General features: G+C 46.8%; 9 protein-coding genes. 5 read left to right on the top strand and 4 right to left on the bottom strand.

What is annotated here, in order from left to right:
• Window positions 1-158 precede the first annotated feature (158 nt).
• A complete protein-coding gene (locus QNH46_RS22255) occupies window positions 159-3,572 on the top strand; it encodes a SwmB domain-containing protein (RefSeq protein ID WP_283926063.1) in 3,414 nt (1,137 codons plus the stop codon).
• A 104-nt stretch (window positions 3,573-3,676) separates the two neighbouring features.
• On the opposite strand, the gene QNH46_RS22250 is transcribed toward QNH46_RS22255, so the two are convergent.
• The 3 genes from QNH46_RS22250 to QNH46_RS22240 form a co-directional block, all read right to left on the bottom strand.
• On the bottom strand, window positions 3,677-4,582 hold the full coding sequence (locus QNH46_RS22250) for a TetR/AcrR family transcriptional regulator (protein ID WP_283926062.1): 906 nt from the start codon (window positions 4,580-4,582) through the stop codon (window positions 3,677-3,679).
• A gap of 76 nt (window positions 4,583-4,658) precedes the next feature.
• The gene (locus QNH46_RS22245; RefSeq protein ID WP_283926061.1) at window positions 4,659-7,829 is read right to left on the bottom strand and encodes an efflux RND transporter permease subunit; all 3,171 of its coding nucleotides are present in this window, start codon (window positions 7,827-7,829) and stop codon (window positions 4,659-4,661) included.
• On the bottom strand, window positions 7,826-9,232 hold the full coding sequence (locus QNH46_RS22240; protein ID WP_283926060.1) for an efflux RND transporter periplasmic adaptor subunit: 1,407 nt from the start codon (window positions 9,230-9,232) through the stop codon (window positions 7,826-7,828). Before QNH46_RS22240 ends, QNH46_RS22245 begins: the two co-directional genes overlap by 4 nt.
• Window positions 9,233-9,401: 169 nt before the next feature.
• Here QNH46_RS22240 and QNH46_RS22235 point away from each other — a divergent pair, with 169 nt between their 5' ends.
• Entirely contained in the window at window positions 9,402-10,748 is a 1,347-nt protein-coding gene (locus QNH46_RS22235; RefSeq protein WP_283926059.1) for a TolC family protein, read from the top strand.
• Window positions 10,749-11,485: 737 nt separating this feature from the next.
• On the opposite strand, the gene QNH46_RS22230 is transcribed toward QNH46_RS22235, so the two are convergent.
• Window positions 11,486-12,157, bottom strand: coding sequence for a hypothetical protein (locus tag QNH46_RS22230; RefSeq protein WP_283926058.1), 672 nt, complete (start codon window positions 12,155-12,157; stop codon window positions 11,486-11,488).
• Window positions 12,158-13,327: 1,170 nt separating this feature from the next.
• On the opposite strand from QNH46_RS22230, the gene QNH46_RS22225 reads away from it, so the two are divergent.
• Genes QNH46_RS22225 through QNH46_RS22215 form a run of 3 tightly spaced genes read left to right on the top strand, consistent with a single transcriptional unit; the run spans window position 13,328 to window position 17,982 of the window.
• The gene (locus QNH46_RS22225; protein ID WP_283926057.1) at window positions 13,328-16,039 is read left to right on the top strand and encodes a stalk domain-containing protein; all 2,712 of its coding nucleotides are present in this window, start codon (window positions 13,328-13,330) and stop codon (window positions 16,037-16,039) included.
• Window positions 16,040-16,088: 49 nt separating this feature from the next.
• Window positions 16,089-17,261 carry a sensor histidine kinase gene (locus tag QNH46_RS22220; protein WP_155612515.1) on the top strand — a complete coding sequence of 391 codons (1,173 nt, stop codon included), beginning with the start codon at window positions 16,089-16,091 and terminating at the stop codon, window positions 17,259-17,261.
• Complete coding sequence (locus tag QNH46_RS22215) at window positions 17,254-17,982, top strand: response regulator (RefSeq protein WP_213593633.1); 729 nt, start codon at window positions 17,254-17,256, stop codon at window positions 17,980-17,982. The genes QNH46_RS22220 and QNH46_RS22215 overlap by 8 nt, the downstream gene beginning before the upstream one ends.
• The last annotated feature ends 138 nt before the right edge of the window (window positions 17,983-18,120 follow it).

Genomic DNA, 18,120 nt, shown 5'->3' with positions numbered 1-18,120 from the left:
CGAGTATCCGTTTTTTTGTTTGCGTCGATAAATTTACGCTTTGTTCTAAACTTGGGGAGTTCATTTGCCGTTAATATACATAGGTGTGTATTTGGCAGCCGCGAGGAAGCGGTGTTATATACAGAAATGATGGATCGGACGGAAAGGGGAACGTGAAAATGCAAAGAAAGATCTCGATTCTGATTATTGCAGTGTTAATGTTGAACATGTTGCTGGGAGCGACTGCAGGAGCTGTCGGCAATAGTCGCCAAAGCTTAAGTGAACCGGGTGCAACAGCTTCGATGCCCCTGAATACAGGAAATATGCTGCTCAGCAAAGGACTGCTGGCAGCGATTAGCAGCGCTCCCACAACTTATAGTCCTACAGGTACGGGGGTACCTGTAACTACAAAATTGGAAGTGAAGTTCGGCAGCAACAAGGTACGGACGAATGGCCAAAAAACGTTTACGATTTCTAGGCAAGTCTCTGGATATACTGAAAAAATGGACGTTACCGTAACTCAGGCAACTTATACGAACTCCATGATTTTAACACCGCCTACGAATTTGCAGTACGGTAGCAAATACACCATTACAATTCCAGCAGGAACATTTATTGTCGGAGAAACTAAAGGTGTAAATTCATCAGCGATCAGCTGGTCTTTCACGACGGCAAATGCAGCAACAACGGCATTAACCGCGACTACGTTCAGCCCGGTAAACGGCAGTAACAGCGCCAACGTAAATACTAAGCCGGTGATCACATTTAATCGCAATGTGAACATCAATCGGAGCGTGACCAACGGGGGAATTACGCTTAAAAAGTCATCCAATAATGCTTCTGTTCCCATTACGGTAACCGCTAGCGGAAACCAAGTAACGATCACTCCAAGCAGTTTATTGGAATCGGGCATAGGATACTACATTGAAATCCCAAGCAATAGTATCTATGATGCCCAGAACTCTTCTATATATTATGCTGGCCTAACAGGCACGAATAGATGGACATTTCAGACTGCAGGGGTAGACAAGACGCCACCCGTCCTCCAGAAAGCTACGATGCAATCGAATACAACGATCAGGCTATTGTACAATGAAAGACTGGATACTTCTTATAGTTTGTATACCTCCAGCTTTAAGGTGACCGTCAATGGTGAAGAGCGTCGTATAAGCAGCGCATATACCTCTGGGGACAGTGTATATGTATATTTAGAAACAGGAGTAGCGGTAGGGCAAAATATCCGCATTAGTTATACAAGTGGCAGTGTCCGGCCTATCCAAGATTTAGCTGGAAATGCGGCGGCAGCTTTTTCGGACAAAGAAGTTACGAATGGCATCGACTCTGTGCTGCCCAAGCCGGAAGAGGGCTATATTTCGGGCAGCACATTGACGCTGCGTTTCAGTGAAAGTCTGAAGGATGTATCTACCCATGCTTATCAGCAATTTAAGGTAACTGCAGGTAATCAAACTAAAGGAATTAATAGAATTAGCAGAAGCGGAGCTTATGTATATTTATATTTAAGCAGCGGTGTATCGAATGGCGACGTTGTTCAAGTATCCTACACGCCGGGATCTTATCCGCTACAGGATTATCGCGGTCAGAATATCGCTGCATTCAGTGATTATTTTGTCCGGAATTACAATGATAATAAAGCGCCGGAATTTACAAAAATTGAGGGTTCCGGGTCCAAAATCATCATTACCTATAACGAGGCGCTGAGAAGCACAAGCATCCCGATGAAGAGCCAGTACTCTGTTTTAGTCAACAATTCTCCGGTATATGTGACAGGGATTGAGGTTGTGACTAACCAGGTCATTCTGACACTTGCCTCCTCTTTCTCCAAAGATCAGAATGTAACTTTATCCTATGTCTCGGCTCCAGGGGGAATTGCTGATTTGAACGGTAATCTTGCAGGTTATATTAACCTGCAACCTGTGAGTTATAACATGGTGGCGGAAGGTATTCGCTCCGCAGTCATTCGCGGCGATACAATGACTATCACTTACAATGTTCCATTGAGATCGGGCAGTTCTGCATCGGCCAATCAATTTAGCGTGAATGTGGATCAGTCGAATCGGACGGTTCAATCGGTGAGCATCAGCGGCGACACGATTACCCTTAAGTTAGGCACATCCGTGTACGCTGGCCAGGTTGTCGATCTTTCGTATATGCCGGGATCTGCGCCGCTATATGACAGCAGCGGAAAAGCGCTGCAGGCCTACAGCCGCATTTCCGTACAGAATCTTACCGCTGGAAGTCCGGGCGCTTCCACAGGAAATGCTAGCTTGCCATCGTTTATGACGGTATTTCCATCGTCGGATTTTGATATGAATGGATATTTGCTTAATCTGAATGCCGCGCAGGTGCGGGAGGGTATATCTTTAAACAAACAGCAGAATATCAGAAAATATAGCATTGATGAAACTAAATTGCAGGAAGCTTTTCAATTCCTCATTAATGGCAATGCCCTAAACAAGAAGCTAGTATTCGAGGTTCCTAATACGGAGAAAGTGGCAGAGGTCTCTTGGCCATTAAGCGCAATCGTAAATATGTACGGTCTTGGCAAAACAGGATCCATAGCTGTTCGTCATCAAAATGTGATGTATGAGCTTCCGATCGAGAAAATACCGTATCCGGAAATCTCACGTTCCTTGCTCGTTAATAATTTAAATTCTGCGTATATTACGATTCAAATCGAGTCGATGGACAGAGTTCAGCTGCCGACGCAGAATTACAGCAATGGTGTGACGGTCACGCCAAACGGAGATCCTGTTCAAATAAGTGTATATGCCTATAATGGAACGTCTACTCAAGATGCAGTAGATGTCAGCCACTCAGGCCGTGTGCATTTCCGGGTAGTGAATCCAGGTGTGTCAAACCCAATTGCGGAGACGCAGATATCCCTTATTAAATATAATTTATCGTCGCGCAGTTCTTCTTTCGTTCCTGCAAAGGTGACGAATAGCGGCAACTATGTTATTTTCAATGGTAAAATAGGTGGAAATATCATCGTTGGCCCTGCTCTAGGGTACAGTTACTTCAGCGATACTAGGAATCATTGGGCTAGCGCGAACATCAACAACCTGGCCGGCAAGCTCATCATTGATGGCCGGCAAGGCAGCCAGTTCGAGCCAAATAGCAATATTACCCGGGCGGAATTTGCCGTCTTCATTGCTAAAGGCTTAGGGCTTGAAGGAGATGAAGCGAGCGCCCGCCGCTTCCCGGATGTTCCGACAGGCACGACGGGAGCTTATATCGGGGCAGCTACCAAAGCAGGCATTATTGCCGGTAACATGGACGGTACGTTTAAGCCGAACAGCTACATTACCCGAGAGCAGATGTCACTCATGCTAGTTCGTGCGATGGCTTATGCGGGACAAGATATTTCCTTAGACGGACTCACCTCCGCGCAACTGCTGGGCCGCTTCAAGGATAACGGTAAAATTCAATCCAAGGAAACTGTGGCCAAAGCGGTGAAGGAAGGAATTATCCAGGGGGTCTCCATTGACACCTTCCAGCCTCAGGGCAACGCTACTCGGGCTCAAGCTGCTGCCATGTTGAAACGAGTATTGGAGAAGTTGAATTATATCTAGATGCCCCCGATGTTATCATCAAGAGAAATGAGCCTAAGGCGAACGCCTTAGGCTCATTTATTGTACCCTCAAAATCATTTGGACGGTATCCATGGTCTGATTAACTACTTCTTCATCAAAGCTCGCAGTTCCGTACAGGCTTCCCTTAATGATTCTACTTGCTCTAAATATAGAACCAGAGCATCTAAGACCACATTGTTCTGTGATGACTCAAAAGATTCCTCCCGTATTTTCTTCAGAGCCTCACCATAGTTTGCTTTCTCTGTGTCAGTTAGTATTGGGTTGTTACTAATACGGCTGTCTAACTCCTCGAACACCTCATGTAATCGGCGGGTTTCCCAAATAGCGTTCTTGACTTTGCAATTCTCTTTTTTGTTTAATGGAGAAAATTCGAACAGAGAAACATTGCGCATTTCAGGAGTATTAAACCCTTTGACTAGAATGTGGATAACCTGACCGACATATATAGCAAGGCTCCGGCATTGTTGATCAGGGACATCGGAACCTATAAGCCGGAAATATTCCAATAAAATGCTGCCGGCGATAAAGATGATGTCCATAGCATGCTTCTCAATATCTTTTCCATACGTATCCGTGATGCAATCTTCAAACCAAAGATAGAATTGCTCCTCTAAATCCGTCCACGCTTTTCGAATTTTCTCGTCGCCTGAATTTTTTAGCGCAGGCATGTTGAACATGTTGAACATCAATGTTTGGAAGTTATGATTCAGGACCACCTTCAAGTAAGTTGCCATAAGCTCAACGAGACGTTCGCTGGGAGTAAGCTCTAAGTTACGATACAGCTTGGTAACCTCTCTATCCAATGATTTGCTCAAATTGGAGATGCTCTCTAACAGCAATGTCTCTTTGCTGTCGAAATACTTATATAAAGAAGGCTTGGTCATCCCGCTTTCTTTGGCGATTTCATCAACGGTGGTCAATGCAAATCCTTTTTCGCCAAAAAGCCGCAGCGCATTTTGTAAAATAATTTCCTTTTTATCCTTATTCATTTAAGGGTTCCTTTCGTTAAAGTAAGTAGCGGTGACCTCACCTGCAAATCTGTAAATTTGCAAGTGAGGCCGCCGATTACATGGAGACGCTATCTGTAGCTGTAGAGATAGATGGGTCTGGAGTCTGTTTACGGTTACGCCGGTTGTCCTTCCAATTCGCGACTACCATGTATATGGAAGGCACGACGACCAGCGTTAGAACGGTCGAGAACATCAATCCAAATATAATGGTGAAAGCCATAGGTCTAAACAAGATGCTTCCTGTAATCGCCAATGGCAGCATTCCGATCATGGCCGTAAACGAAGTGAGCACGATAGGGCGGAAACGAGCGCTTGCTGCTGAGATGACCGCTTCGTACAAACCGATTCCTTCCCGCCGCGCATCCTCAATAAATTCAAGGAAGACAATCCCGTTACGTACGACAATACCCGCTAGTGAAATGATCCCCATAATACTCATGAACCCAATGGAAGATCCAGAGACAAAGATTCCAATGATTCCGCCGGCGGCAGCCAGATATACCGTGGTCATAATAATAATCGGTGCCGATAGGGAGTAGAACTGGATCGTAATCATAATGAAGATTAAGAAAATGACGACGACGAACAGTATAGCCAAATCCCCGAATATATCCGCCTGATCTGAAGTTTCACCGCCAAATTCAATCGAATACCCATTTGGAATAACCATGTCATTCAGAATAGCGCGTACCTCGGCGTTTAGCTCAGATGCTGTCTTTCCAACCGCATTTGCTTCCACTGTGATCATACGTTCAAGGTTATAACGCTGAATTTTTTGCGTTGTAAATGACGACTTCATTTCAGCTAGCTGTGCTAAAGGAACTTGGACCCCTTGTTTATTGGTAATAAAGATTTGCTGGAACAATTCGTTGGGACTTGCCCCTTGAGTCGAAGCTTGAAAATTGATATCGACGATTTGCTTGCCCGTATCAAAGTCACCGATGTCAAGTCCATCGCCCATGAGACGCAGTGTTTGCGTCAGCGTACTGTAATCGATCATATATTCGTCCATGGCCTGGTTGTTAACTTCAAATTCTAGCGTATAGCTCTGGTTTCCGAAATTGTCTTTGATTCCAGTGGCGCCGTCTAACTTGGAAATTCTCTCTTTTAATTGCTGTGATAGCTTTTGCAGCGTACCCAGATCTTCACCGGCAATCCGGACGGAAACCGCAGAACCTACGGGGATTCCGAGTCTAGAGACATGGGTCGAAATTGTTGCGCCTGGGAATTGCTGCTTCAGCTCCGCTTCCCAAGCGGAGACGGTTGTATCTAATTTAAATAAACCCGGCTTGCCAATAACAGAAATCTGTCCGACAGAAGCTGAAGAGGCAAGGGCATTGGTAATGTCAGAATATAATTGGGGAGCCTTGCCGCCTACACCCACGCTGACAAACTCAGTCTCGGGCTGCTTCTCTACCCACTGGGATATATTGTTCACCATACGCTGAGTCTCCTGGAAGGATGTACCTACAGGCATTTCTACATTAATGCTGACATAAGGATCCTCAGACTCAGGGAACAAATCAACCGGTGTAATCAAAGCCAAACTGAAGGAGGCTGTACCGATCAGGAGGCCTATGCCTGCGTACAATTTAGGCTTTTTAAGCACTTTCGGGACCAGAGTGCCGGAATACCATTTGGTTAACGATTGAATTTGTTTGCCGAGCAAGCCGGCTGGTTTTGCCTCCTCTGAAGAAGGGTTATGCGGCTGATCTGTGACTTCTTCATCTGCAGCTCTGCTACTGGCTGCTCGTTGTCTGCGTCGGTTCTCATGCCACTGGCGGAAGATCGGTATGATGGTCAGCGACATAATCATGGAAGCGAACATGGAGCAGGAAATGACAATAGGAAGCGGCTTAATAAAGGAACCGATGTCCCCGGTTAAAAATAGCAATGGTGCAAATGCAAAAATGGTCGATAGGGTGGCAGTCAGGATAGATACGGATACTTCCTTTGCCCCTTTGATTGAGGCGACTTCGGGACTTTCCCCCAGCACGCTTAATCTGCGTTCGATATTGTCGTTGACCACGACGGCATCGTCGACCAGAATCCCTAGTACAATAATCAAAGCTACGATAGAAATTTCATTGATCGTAATTCCGGTGAAAGGCATCGCGATCATGCCTATCGCTATGGAAATCGGTATCGCCGCCGCCACGATGAGCGACGTCATTAGATTAAGCCCTAATGTACAGACCAAAATGACAGCAGTAATGGCGACCAGCATCTCCTGAAGCAGCTCGCTGAACATTTTGCTGACGACTTCCTTTTGACCAAAGGCCGGAGAAAAATGAGCGTTGCTGGGCAAGCTTCCCTTAAGCTCATCCAGCTTCTGAGAAATCAATTTATCCATGGTCAGCACGTCCGAACCGCTCTGTGCGGACACATTAATGGAGATGGCAGGCTGCCCGTTGTAATAAGCAAGATAGGTCGGCTTCATGTCCGCCAGCTGAACCTGACCGACATCTTTTAAATATACCGGAGATCCGGTCTGCGTTCTGCTAATGAGTACTTCATTCAGTTCTTTGACATCAGCAATATCAGAGACGACCAAATCATAGCTGCGAGAGTCATAATCCAGCGAGCCAATCGGTGTACGGTTATTCATGTTGGTTACAGCTTGCACAACCTGCTCCCAAGGAATGCCGTATTGCTCTAGTTTCTGAAGGTCGACCTTAATGCTCACTTCCTTTTCAGGAATACCTTCGATCTTAACATCTGCAACGCCGCTCACCTGGCGTAACTTATCCCGCCATTCAATCATGAGATCACTGAGAGCATACAATGTATCTGGATTATCGGCAGAGATTACATAGGAACCAATGAAGGAGGAGATCAGGTCGTCGTTAACAATAGGTTTATGAACGCCATTGGGCAAATCGGCGGTGGCATCCTCCACCTTTTTTCGCAATTGATCCCATGTGGCAGCAGCGTCTGCATCCGGATAAGCATATACCATAATGGAGGAAACGCCGCTTGAGCTGGTCGATTCAATCGTTTCGATCGTTTCAACCTGCTTGATCGTCTGTTCCAAAATTTTAGTAACCGACTGCTCTACCCGCTCTGGCGTAGCTCCCGGAAAAACAGTGATGACCGCAGCTTGCTTCAACACGACGTCAGGCATATCCTGACGGGGGAGCGTAGTCGCGCTAAAAATACCGAATATAATTAAAATGATAAATAATAAGAGGGTAATCTTTCTTTTGCGTATGGTATATTCGATCATTTTGCACTATCCTCCACGACCGTAATCGTGTCTCCGTCAAATAAGCGATCTGCTCCGATGCTGACAACGACATCACCCTCATGAAGCCCCGAGGCAATGCTCAAGCGGTTATCCTCGCTGATACGAGCACCTAATTCGACCACCGTTTTGACGGCTTTGCCGTTGACATGTTTGAACACATAAGGTTCCTGACCGTTACTAACTACTGCTCCGGCTGGTACAAAAATACCTTCCTGCCCGGCGGATGATAGGCCTACACGAACCACTTGTCCTGGAATCCAATCCTGCTTAGGATTAGGAACGCTCACTTCTACGGTTAATGTTCCTGTTCCTTGATTGGTTGCAGGGGAGACTCTTATGACAGTGCCTTGCCGTTTGCTTCCGTTCTGTTCAAGTGCAACCACTTGTCCTGGTTTCCACTGGTCTGCTTGCTCGCTTGGAACGGCAATCGGAACCATCAGTGTGTCGATCGTGCCGATGACAAAGGCTTCGGCTCCAGCGGGAGCCATTTGGCCAACGACTGCCCTTTTACTCAAAATAACACCGTCTATCGGAGCGGTCAGTTTTGTTTTGCTTAATGCCAGTTGGGCTTGCTCCAGTTGGATCATAGCCTGGTCGTATGCCGCTTGTACTTGCATTTGTCCGCCTTTGGCTTGCTCTACGGCTGCCTCGGCTGCGCTTTTGCCGGCTTTGGCCTGTTCAACTCCAGCCTGTGCCGACTTGCGCTGCTCTGCAGTAGCGCCTTCGGTCAGCTCGGATAGCACTTGTTTGGCGTTCTCCAGTGATGTTTCGGCATCTTTAAGCTGCAGTTGAAATTTCTCATAATCATCCAGCGAAATTAGGCCGGCAGAATAAAGATTCGCATAACGCTCTTCATCTGCCAAAAATTTGTCGTAGGCACTCTGCGCCATAGCGACTGCATTCTGGGTCTGAGCAAGCTTCTGGGCGGAGGCACCTTTCTCCACGGCAGTAAGGTTGGCCTCGGCTGTATCCAGCTGCGCCTTGGCCGCTTTGGCCTGGGCCTGTGCTGCTTCTACCCCCGCTTTGGCGGCGCTGAGCTGGCCAGCGGCCTGAGCTACGCCGTTCTGCGCTTGCTTCAGTTGCAATTGCGCATTCTCATCATCAATGACAGCAAGGACATCCCCTGCTTTAATAGGATCGCCTGCTTCCACTAGCGTCTGTTCAATCTGTCCCGCAACTTGAAAGGAAATGCTTGCCTCCTGTTCCGGCTTCAGCGTTCCCGAGAAATTGTACTCTGCATTCAGAGGTTCTTTCTTAATGGTAATGACCTGTACGGCGGTTGCTACTTCTCCTGATGCCGTCCCTTTATCAGCTGAACCGCATGCTGCTGTAATCATCATCATTGAAATGGCTAAAAATAGAGCCGGCCAACGTCCTTTCATCCCGTTCCTCTCCTCCTAAGTTTATCCCCTAGTAAATTTTTTAACTTTAAAGTAACCCAGTCGTGGCGCGCTTGTCAAGCGAAGGTCCAAAAGTTGATTTCTCCATTTTCTGATGATATTATGGGAGCGATATGACTAGTCTGATTTGGGAGAGAGAGGTAATTTTTCTATGAAAAGAAGTCTATCGGCAATGATATCGTCACTGCTGTGTTTGAGTCTTTTATCAGCGGGGCCGGTAGCAGTCCATGCCGCCAGTACGGACGAAGACAACACGATTCGTACTGGGAAGGAAGCGACTCTCAAAGAGGTATTAAAGGATTCCTTTATCGATTCGGGCACCCTAATGCCCATTAAGCGCCTGGATCTGGATACGGTGTTGAAGTTATCGTTAGATCATTCATTGAACTACAGACTATTAACTTTAAAACTGACGGCTGTAAAATTAAATGAAGGAAGCCTTAAAGAACAGCAAAAAGAGCTCAATAATGCCAGCGGAGGGGCGGGAAGCTCCTATACATTACCGGAATCCATTGAGGAGATTCAGGAGAAATATGGCGAGATTCCGGAGGAGATGCTGCCATCCTTGTATCCGACGCTAGAAACGAATATGGTTGTGAATCAGTTATTGAATGGTGTTGGCAATATTGCCGATGCCATGAACAAACAATTGCAAGGGCAACGCGACCAGCTGATTCTTGCTTTAAAGCAGATTGAGATGGAGCAGGCCAATACAGTTCTTGATTTGGAGGAAGCTCGCATAGGAATTAAGCTGCAAGTGACTTCACAGTATGCGGAACTGCTCTCGCTCGACAAACAACGGACTGTGGCCGAAAAGTACTTGGAGGTCCTGAAGGCCGACTTGAGAAAAGCCGAACTGCTGCAGGAGATGGGCATGGCTTCGGCGGTCAAGGTTACTGAAGCGCAAAGGGAAATTCAAAAGCAGGAGCAGCAGCTGGATGGGCTAAAAAACAAATATGAATTGGCGTTAGTCCAGTTAAGTTTTGACCTTGGCATCGTCTATGATCCCAATATCGAGCTGGCAGATCTGCCGGAGTTCACCCCGCAGCCGATCAGCCAATTGAAGCGGGAGCGTATATTGGAAAAATCATTTGAAATGAAGCGGCAATGGAACTCCATCATTTTGGCAAAACATCAAGAGAGTCATACCCGTACTACCAATGAGGACCAGGAAGATCTGCTGGAATTGAATGTGCGTATTGCAGAGCAGCAGGCTGAAAAAACGCGGATCGAGCTTAACAAAAAAATCGATGAACTGTACAGTAATGCAGATTTGGCTTATAAGGCTTACGAAAATGCAGTAAACGATTATAATAACGCAAAGCAAGATAATATACACATGACAAAGCGATTCGACAATGGATTAATCTCTCGCCATGATTATGACAAGTCAGCATTCATGTTGACGCAGCAGGAACTGGCGAAGGAGCTGGCTCGAATTCAGCTATACGTAGTAGAGCGTTCCGTAGATGCGCTTGAAGAAGGCTTCATTATGTAAGAAGTAATGTGGTGGGGGCACATGACAGACCCGGCCATGAAAAACGTTCTTCCATTTTAAAAGATGGCAGGGCGTTTTTTTATGTTTTTCAGCCGGCCTGCTAGACGTGGCAACCACTACAGTTGGCCTATCCGCTAACCGTTGTTGTTAACCGCTCCGCAAGCCGCTGTTGGTATAACTAGTTAGTGACTACTTAAAAATACAAGTTTTGGTATACAAACTACTGTACGCCGCCGATTCGAAAATGATTCGCAATTAGCCGGATTTATTGGAGGATAGCTCGCAAAAATAGCTGGATTTTCTGTATCTAAAATTTGAACATTATCGTGGAGTGTGTGATTTGCTGGAATTCATGTAGTTAATATGAGTTGGATAAGGAAGTAAGTCCAAAAATCAATGCAGCAGATACACGAAACCCAGCTATTTTATCTAAGTCATGGTATAAGGCTAAAATAGATACGGGCAATCCATCTAAATCTAACATTTCGACTATGGAAGAGAGTCAGGTCGGTTCGATCCATGTTTTTCATAAGGCTCAGTAAGTTATAAGGGTTAGTAAGTTGTAGGTCAATAAGTCATAGGAGTCAGTGATATTAAGATTAAGTGAATGATAAGACTAGGTGAATCATCAGAATTAGTAAGTCGTAAGGGGCAGGTCAGCAGGTCATAAGAGTCGGGTTATAATAGCAGGTTACACGTACCGCAAGCTGATATCTTAGATCAGGTAAAACATAAAGTCAGTTTATTAAGTCCCAAGCGTTTCTAATGAGTTCATACTGATGGACGCGCAATCCTGCGCCGGAGTAAATGGGGCGAAGCCAGCCTTTTTGAGTTAGTGAACGTAAAATCCGAATTGCCGTACGATGATCGATACAAAGATGAGCTGCTACTTGCTTGGGGCGGATGGGCTGGATAGAACTTAGGCATAGGCGAATAACTGCTGCTTCTTCCAAAGCGCTTGGCTCAAGAGGCTGTTGTTGTATCAGGTAACGGCTGAAAAGCAACTGCAGCAAGTTGCGGCATATATCGGGCCTATTGGCAACGTCATCGTATGCCAGCGATATTACTCGGTAGCCCAGTGATTGCAAGTAGAGTTCGCGATTCAATTCATTACTGTATTTGGTCCGATCCATCTCGGTAACATGCGAACCATAGCCTTTAATTTCAAATATGAATCTTAAATGCCCTGGTAAAAAGGCGAAATCACCGAAGTAGGAACGCCCGCGCCAGTCTGGGACCTCGTACTCGGGATGAAGATAATCGAGGTTCCTATACAGGGGCCACCAGACATTTTTCAGGAAGAGTGTCTCTCCGTGTCTGTGGCCTCTCTCAAGACGAGCTCTACGTTCTCCTTTACGGCGCGAAATATGATTGTTAATAAACTGCCCGTGGGCTTTTTCGAATTCCATGTTTACCTGCCTCCCGATAAAATTTGATGGATATTAGAATGCACACTAAAGCATGCAAAAACGCCCTGCCCATTTTAAAGGGACAGGACGTTCTTCGTCATGTATATCACCATTATACGAATATGTGCCGCATTTAGCTAGCGGTACAGATATGGAATATATTATTTTCTGCAGGGGATGGGAGGCTTAGTTAAAAAGGGGAGTGGTATGATGGCATAGAAGCTTAGGGGCATATGAGCATATGAGCATAGGGGCATAGGGGTATAGCAGCATACGGTACAAACGGCATAGGGGTATAGCAGCATACGGCATAACGGCATAATGGCATAACGGCATAATGGTATACGGAACGGTATAACGGTAATTTAAATGGATTTCTTGCAATTAATTTAACTTAATTTCATGGTAGGCTGAATTTAGCTGGATTTGGAGTATTTAAAATGGCTTAAAAATGTAAAAGGTACTGTCGTAACTGATTTAAGCACCATGAATCCAATTAATTTCTTTTCATCGAGTACTTTCTTTAAAATAGATACAGTAAATCCAATTGTTATCATATATGATAAGTTCCGCATCGCTTATATCCGTTCATTCAGCAGCATGTGATGTTACAATTCCTCCCCATCACTCCAATCCGACTTATTCCAATCACTTCAACCTATTGCATTTCATAATTCTATTATAATTTATCCGTTTCATTCATCCTGCTCTGCTTCATTCCATGCATCCTCAATTCTGCCGTTGCCATAGCCTCAAGCTACCACTGACATCAACTTATCGCCCCTTCCCGCAAACCGATTGAACTAACCCATCGAACTAACCCATCGAACCAACCCATCGAACTAACCCATCGAACTAACCCATCGAACTAACCCATCGAACTAACCCATCGAACTAACCCATCGAACTAACCTATCGAACCAACCGATTAAACCAACCCCTCAACACCTACCCATCAATATCCACCCACCGTCGAACCACCACCGTCCATCCCTACACAATCGATTCCTCCTAATCGTCCAGAATTATATTCCGATTCATAAACTTGTTACCTTTGCGTAACTTTTCCGTCTAAAAGTAGTCTATTATTTATGTACTAGATTCCCAGAATGGAAGAATAGGGATCGATTTTTGGCATAAAGCATACAGATGGGAGAGTAATAAATTACAATGGTAGTTCGTAAAGACACGAAGTTGGTTCGGTTTGCTGTCAGAAACGGGAAGAAGCTTATTCTTGTTACGCTGGCCGGTATGATATGGATTCAGCCTGTGTGGAATGTTGGGACAGAGTGGTTTGGGCCTGCCTCGACGGCGCATGCGGCTTCAGAGCAGGCGGTGAAATTAAGTGAAGAATACATTACGTCTGGCGCCAAGCTATTAAAATATCAATATACGACAACGAGATCCGGCAAATCGGTAAAGGTGCTCGCCGATGTCATTCAAGTCGATTTGACAAATCCTTACGTCCATCTAGATGTCATGACAGGGAAGGGGGGGCAGGTAACGACCAGGCAGTCCGTTCAGGGAATGGCTAGGGAGACTGGCGCGGTAGCAGGCGTTAACGGCGATTTCTTCTCGACTACAGGGCAGGGCGTCGCGCTCGGCGGCGCGGTATCCCAAGGAACGGTCGTAACGAGCCCGTCGCAGCTGACGGGGATGTATGCCTTTGCCCTACGGAATGACGGGACCCCGATTATCGACCGGTTTGAGTTCCAGGGAAGTGTGATGACCGACAGCGGTCTGACCTTTCCGCTATCCGGCATCAATCAGGAAGCGTACATCACAGAGCCGGACAAGTCCTACAGCCACGCGAATAAAATGTATATATATACAAGCGCCTGGAAGTCCGAAGATCGCCCTAAAGACAGTTCTACAACACCTACAGAAGTGCTCGTCCAAGGCGGGGTAGTACAGCAGATATCGATTAAAGCGCCTATACCAGGCACGGTGCCTTCGGATGGCTACATATTGCGGGCTCACGGCACGGCAGCCGATTTCGTGGCCGCCAACCTGTACGTGGGACAGCAACTAGATACCAACTACCGGCTTCGTTCACTTAGCAGCGGTCAAGAGTTGAATCCGGCTGACCTGAAAATGATGATCGGGGGACATACGCTGCTTGTAGAACAGGGGAAACCATCCTCTTTTACGCGCTCCGTGACCAGCATTAGCGGCAGCAGCGCGGTGGCCCGCACAGCGATCGGCTATTCCCAGGATGGCAAATACGCCTACCTGATCGCTGCGGAGAAGAACAATAGCAGCTCCGGCATGACCCTGGCCGAATTGCAGAAGTTCATGGCTGCGATCGGTATATGGAAGGGACTCAATCTGGATGGCGGAGGCTCAACGACCATGGTCGATCGTCCGCTGGCTGAAAATGAGGTGACCCTGACCTTTACAACGTCCAATGGAGACGGCTCGCAGCGTGCGGTGGCCAACGGGCTGGGCGTATATACTACGGCGCCCCAAGGAACTCTGAAGGGGCTTAAAGTCAGCGGAGCATCCTCGCTTCTGATTGGACAGACGGCGGACTATTCGCTGAAAGGGTACGACACCTACTATAACCCGGTGGACGCTTCGGGGATTCAGGCAACCTGGAAGGCGGATAACGGCAATGTAAGCTGGACGGGAGCGGGCTTTAAGGGTGTGAAGCCCGGGACATCGCAAATTACAGCGGTTAGCGGTGATGCGAAGGCAAGCATGAAAGTGACTGTCCTAGGCGGCAGCGATTTGGATAGTCTCGCTTCAACGACAACCTATGCGCCGCTTGCGGCAGGTACTAGCGTCTCCGTACCAATGCAGGCCAAGCTGAAGGATGGGCGAACCATAGAGGTGCCGGCCGAATCCTTGACCTGGGAGTTTAAAGGAATGAAGGCTGCGGTATCCGGCGGCGTATTGACGGTGCAATCCGTCAATGCAGGAGCCAAAGTGGCTTATGCTACGGCGAAATATGATGGATTCAGTTCGACGCCGATCGTTCTGTCAACCGCAGAGGAACAAATTTGGGAGAACTTTGAGAACACGGGGTATCCGATTTCCTTTAAAGGACTTCCTTCCGAAGCGGCAGGAACGGCTATGGTTGTACAAGGAACGGGAGAACGCCAGAACTCCAAAGTCCTTAAGCTTGATTATGACTTAACGAACGGGACAGGCAATAAATTTGCCTATGCGGAATTCAATGGAACAGCAGGAAGAAGCATTCCTGACAGCTCGACGGCAATGTCGGTAGATGTGCTGGGGGATTCCAGCCTGAATTGGCTGCGGGCTGAGTTTGCAAATCCGGATGGCAAGGCGGTGTACGTAGATCTGGCCAAGCCGCTTAATTTCTCGGGCTGGAAGACACTGACGGTTGATCTGAGCGCAGCAGGTCTGAAGCCTTCGGCCAAGCTGAAGCGGCTATACCTTGTTAACCTGGAGGAAGGACAGGATGAGCGTGCTTTAACCGGAAGCGTGTCTTTTGATAATATTAAATTTACTTCGCCTGTTATGGATGGAGATACCGGGCTGCCTAGCGCAAAAGTAGTTATGACTGTAGGCCAGAAATCCCTGACCGTTAACGGCAAGAAGCAAGGGATCGACGTCGCTCCGCTGCTGCAAAACGATACGACGTATGTACCGATTAGATATGTGCTCGATCATTTTGGCGGACAGTCGGAATGGAACGCTACGTCCAAGAAAGTTACCGTGCTGTCGGGCAGCACTGTCATGGAACTGACGGTAGGCAAGAAGGAATTTACACTGAACGGTACAAGGAAGCAATCGACGGTTTCACCGATTATTGTAGATGGAAGGACTTTGGTCCCATTGAGATTGGTGTCGGAAGCACTTGGTATCGATGTAAAATGGGAAAAGAAAACCAAATCCATTACCCTTGAATCATGATATGATTAAATATGGCATATATGGACACAAGGAAATGGAGAAGGTGTAATTGGACTTTCAAGCCGATGCTATAGATCGCGTCATTAAGAACGCTATAAGCGTTATGGAGAACAGCAAACTGCAAATGCTGGAAATATTAGATTCGGCACGAAATGAGCTGAAAACGCTGAATAACGAGCTTCAGCAGGTCATGAAGGAAACGGCGGAAACCGTGGAAAAGGTTGACCAGCTTGAGGTAAATTACCGGCGTTCCCGCATCCGGCTGACGGAAGTCAGCCGGGATTTCGTGCGCTATAAAGAAGAGGATATCAAGCAGGCTTACGAGAAGGCGACACAGCTGCAGCTCGACCTGCTTATTTACCGTGAAAAAGAAATGTATCTGAAGGCCCGGCGGGATGAACTGCAAAAGAGGGCTCGCAACGTGGATAAATCCGTCGAGCGGGCTGAGACCATCGGCACCCAGATGGGAGTTGTGTTAGAATACTTGTCAGGGGAGCTGGGACAAGTTACTCGGATTCTGGAATCTGCCAAAAACCGCCAGATCATCGGCTTGAAAATAATACTGGCCCAGGAAGAGGAGCGCAAGAGAATCTCCCGCGAGATACATGACGGTCCCGCGCAACTGCTCGCAAATCTAGTGCTTAGGACGGAAATTGTAGAAAGAATGCTAGCTAGGCAGGAATTTAAGATGGTCCAGGACGAAATAATAGATTTAAAGGGACAAGTGCGCTCCAGCTTGGAAGAAATGCGAAAAGTCATCTTTAATCTTAGACCGATGGCGCTGGATGATTTGGGGCTCATACCGACATTGCGTAAATATGTGCATGACTATGAAGAGAAGACAAAAATTCGAACGACCTTTGAAACAAGGGGCAAGGAATACCGTCTTAGCTCGGCCATGGAGGCAGCAGTATTCAGATTAGTCCAGGAAGCGCTCACCAATGCGGCAAAACATGCCTTTCCAACGTATGTCATCGTAGAAATTACGTATCAAGCCCAGATGGTTAAAATTATGGTTCAAGATAATGGACTGGGGTTCAAGGTGGATCAGCTGGAGCTTAAGAACAAAGAGCACACCCATTTTGGATTAATTGGCATGCGGGAAAGGGTGGAATTGCTGGAAGGAAGAATGGAAATAGAATCAACGGCGAATTTGGGTACCAAAATCGTCATCCATATCCCGACAAACGCAGAGAAGAGGAAGGAGTTACAGGATGGATAATCTTAATTCTAACACTAGACAAACAATCAAAGTTCTCTTGGCTGATGATCATCAACTTTTTCGCGAGGGGCTTAAACGGATTTTAAACATGGAGGAAGATATCGAAGTTGTTGGCGAATGCGGCGACGGGTCCCAAGTTCTAGAAGCATGCCAGCAGTTATTTCCCGAAATCGTTCTGATGGACATTAATATGCCGCAATTGAACGGAGTGGACGCGACGGCAGAGCTTCGCGATGCCCTTCCTGAGGTAAAAGTAATTATTCTATCCATACATGATGACGAAAGTTATGTCTTTGAGACGCTGCGCAAAGGAGCTACTGGCTATTTGCTGAAGGATATGGAGGCGGAGTCGCTTGTCAATGCGATTCGTACCGTTGCTGAGGGCAATGCCTTTATTCATCCAAAGGTGACGGGCAAACTGATTCAGCAGCTGCGCCGGATGGAGTATTTAAGTGAGACCGGGGCAATTGCGGAAGACAGCGCCATTCGTGAAGCCGGGGTGAAATTTGTAGCCGGTGACGACAACCCGCTCACAAGACGTGAAGCAGAGGTACTCCGTTTGATGGCGGAGGGCCGCAGCAATAAAATGATCGGCGAGCACTTGTTTATCAGTGAGAAGACGGTCAAGAACCATGTCAGCAGCATTTTGCAAAAGATGGATGTAGACGATCGAACGCAAGCCGTAATAAACGCGATCAAATTCGGTTGGGTAACTTTATAAAAGGAAGGATCTTGCTTATTCGTCGTAAAAGACATCAGCAAGGGTCTTTCGCGCTTATTAGTTTCCAATATTTACTTTAAATTGAAAAGTGAGGTCGCATCTGTTCTTTTTTGGACAAGGATACAATGCAGCAGTTAA

This window comes from Paenibacillus woosongensis, assembly GCF_030122845.1.
GTDB classification, from domain to species: domain Bacteria; phylum Bacillota; class Bacilli; order Paenibacillales; family Paenibacillaceae; genus Fontibacillus; species Fontibacillus woosongensis_A.
This window is presented reverse-complemented; position numbering and strand designations above follow the sequence as displayed.

Coding starts and splice junctions, on each gene's coding strand:
- QNH46_RS22255 (WP_283926063.1), top strand. CDS start 159: ATGCAAAGAAAGATCTCGATTCTGATTATTGCAGTGTTAATGTTGAAC.
- QNH46_RS22250 (WP_283926062.1), bottom strand. CDS start 4,582: ATGAATAAGGATAAAAAGGAAATTATTTTACAAAATGCGCTGCGGCTT.
- QNH46_RS22245 (WP_283926061.1), bottom strand. CDS start 7,829: ATGATCGAATATACCATACGCAAAAGAAAGATTACCCTCTTATTATTT.
- QNH46_RS22240 (WP_283926060.1), bottom strand. CDS start 9,232: ATGAAAGGACGTTGGCCGGCTCTATTTTTAGCCATTTCAATGATGATG.
- QNH46_RS22235 (WP_283926059.1), top strand. CDS start 9,402: ATGAAAAGAAGTCTATCGGCAATGATATCGTCACTGCTGTGTTTGAGT.
- QNH46_RS22230 (WP_283926058.1), bottom strand. CDS start 12,157: ATGGAATTCGAAAAAGCCCACGGGCAGTTTATTAACAATCATATTTCG.
- QNH46_RS22225 (WP_283926057.1), top strand. CDS start 13,328: ATGGTAGTTCGTAAAGACACGAAGTTGGTTCGGTTTGCTGTCAGAAAC.
- QNH46_RS22215 (WP_213593633.1), top strand. CDS start 17,254: ATGGATAATCTTAATTCTAACACTAGACAAACAATCAAAGTTCTCTTG.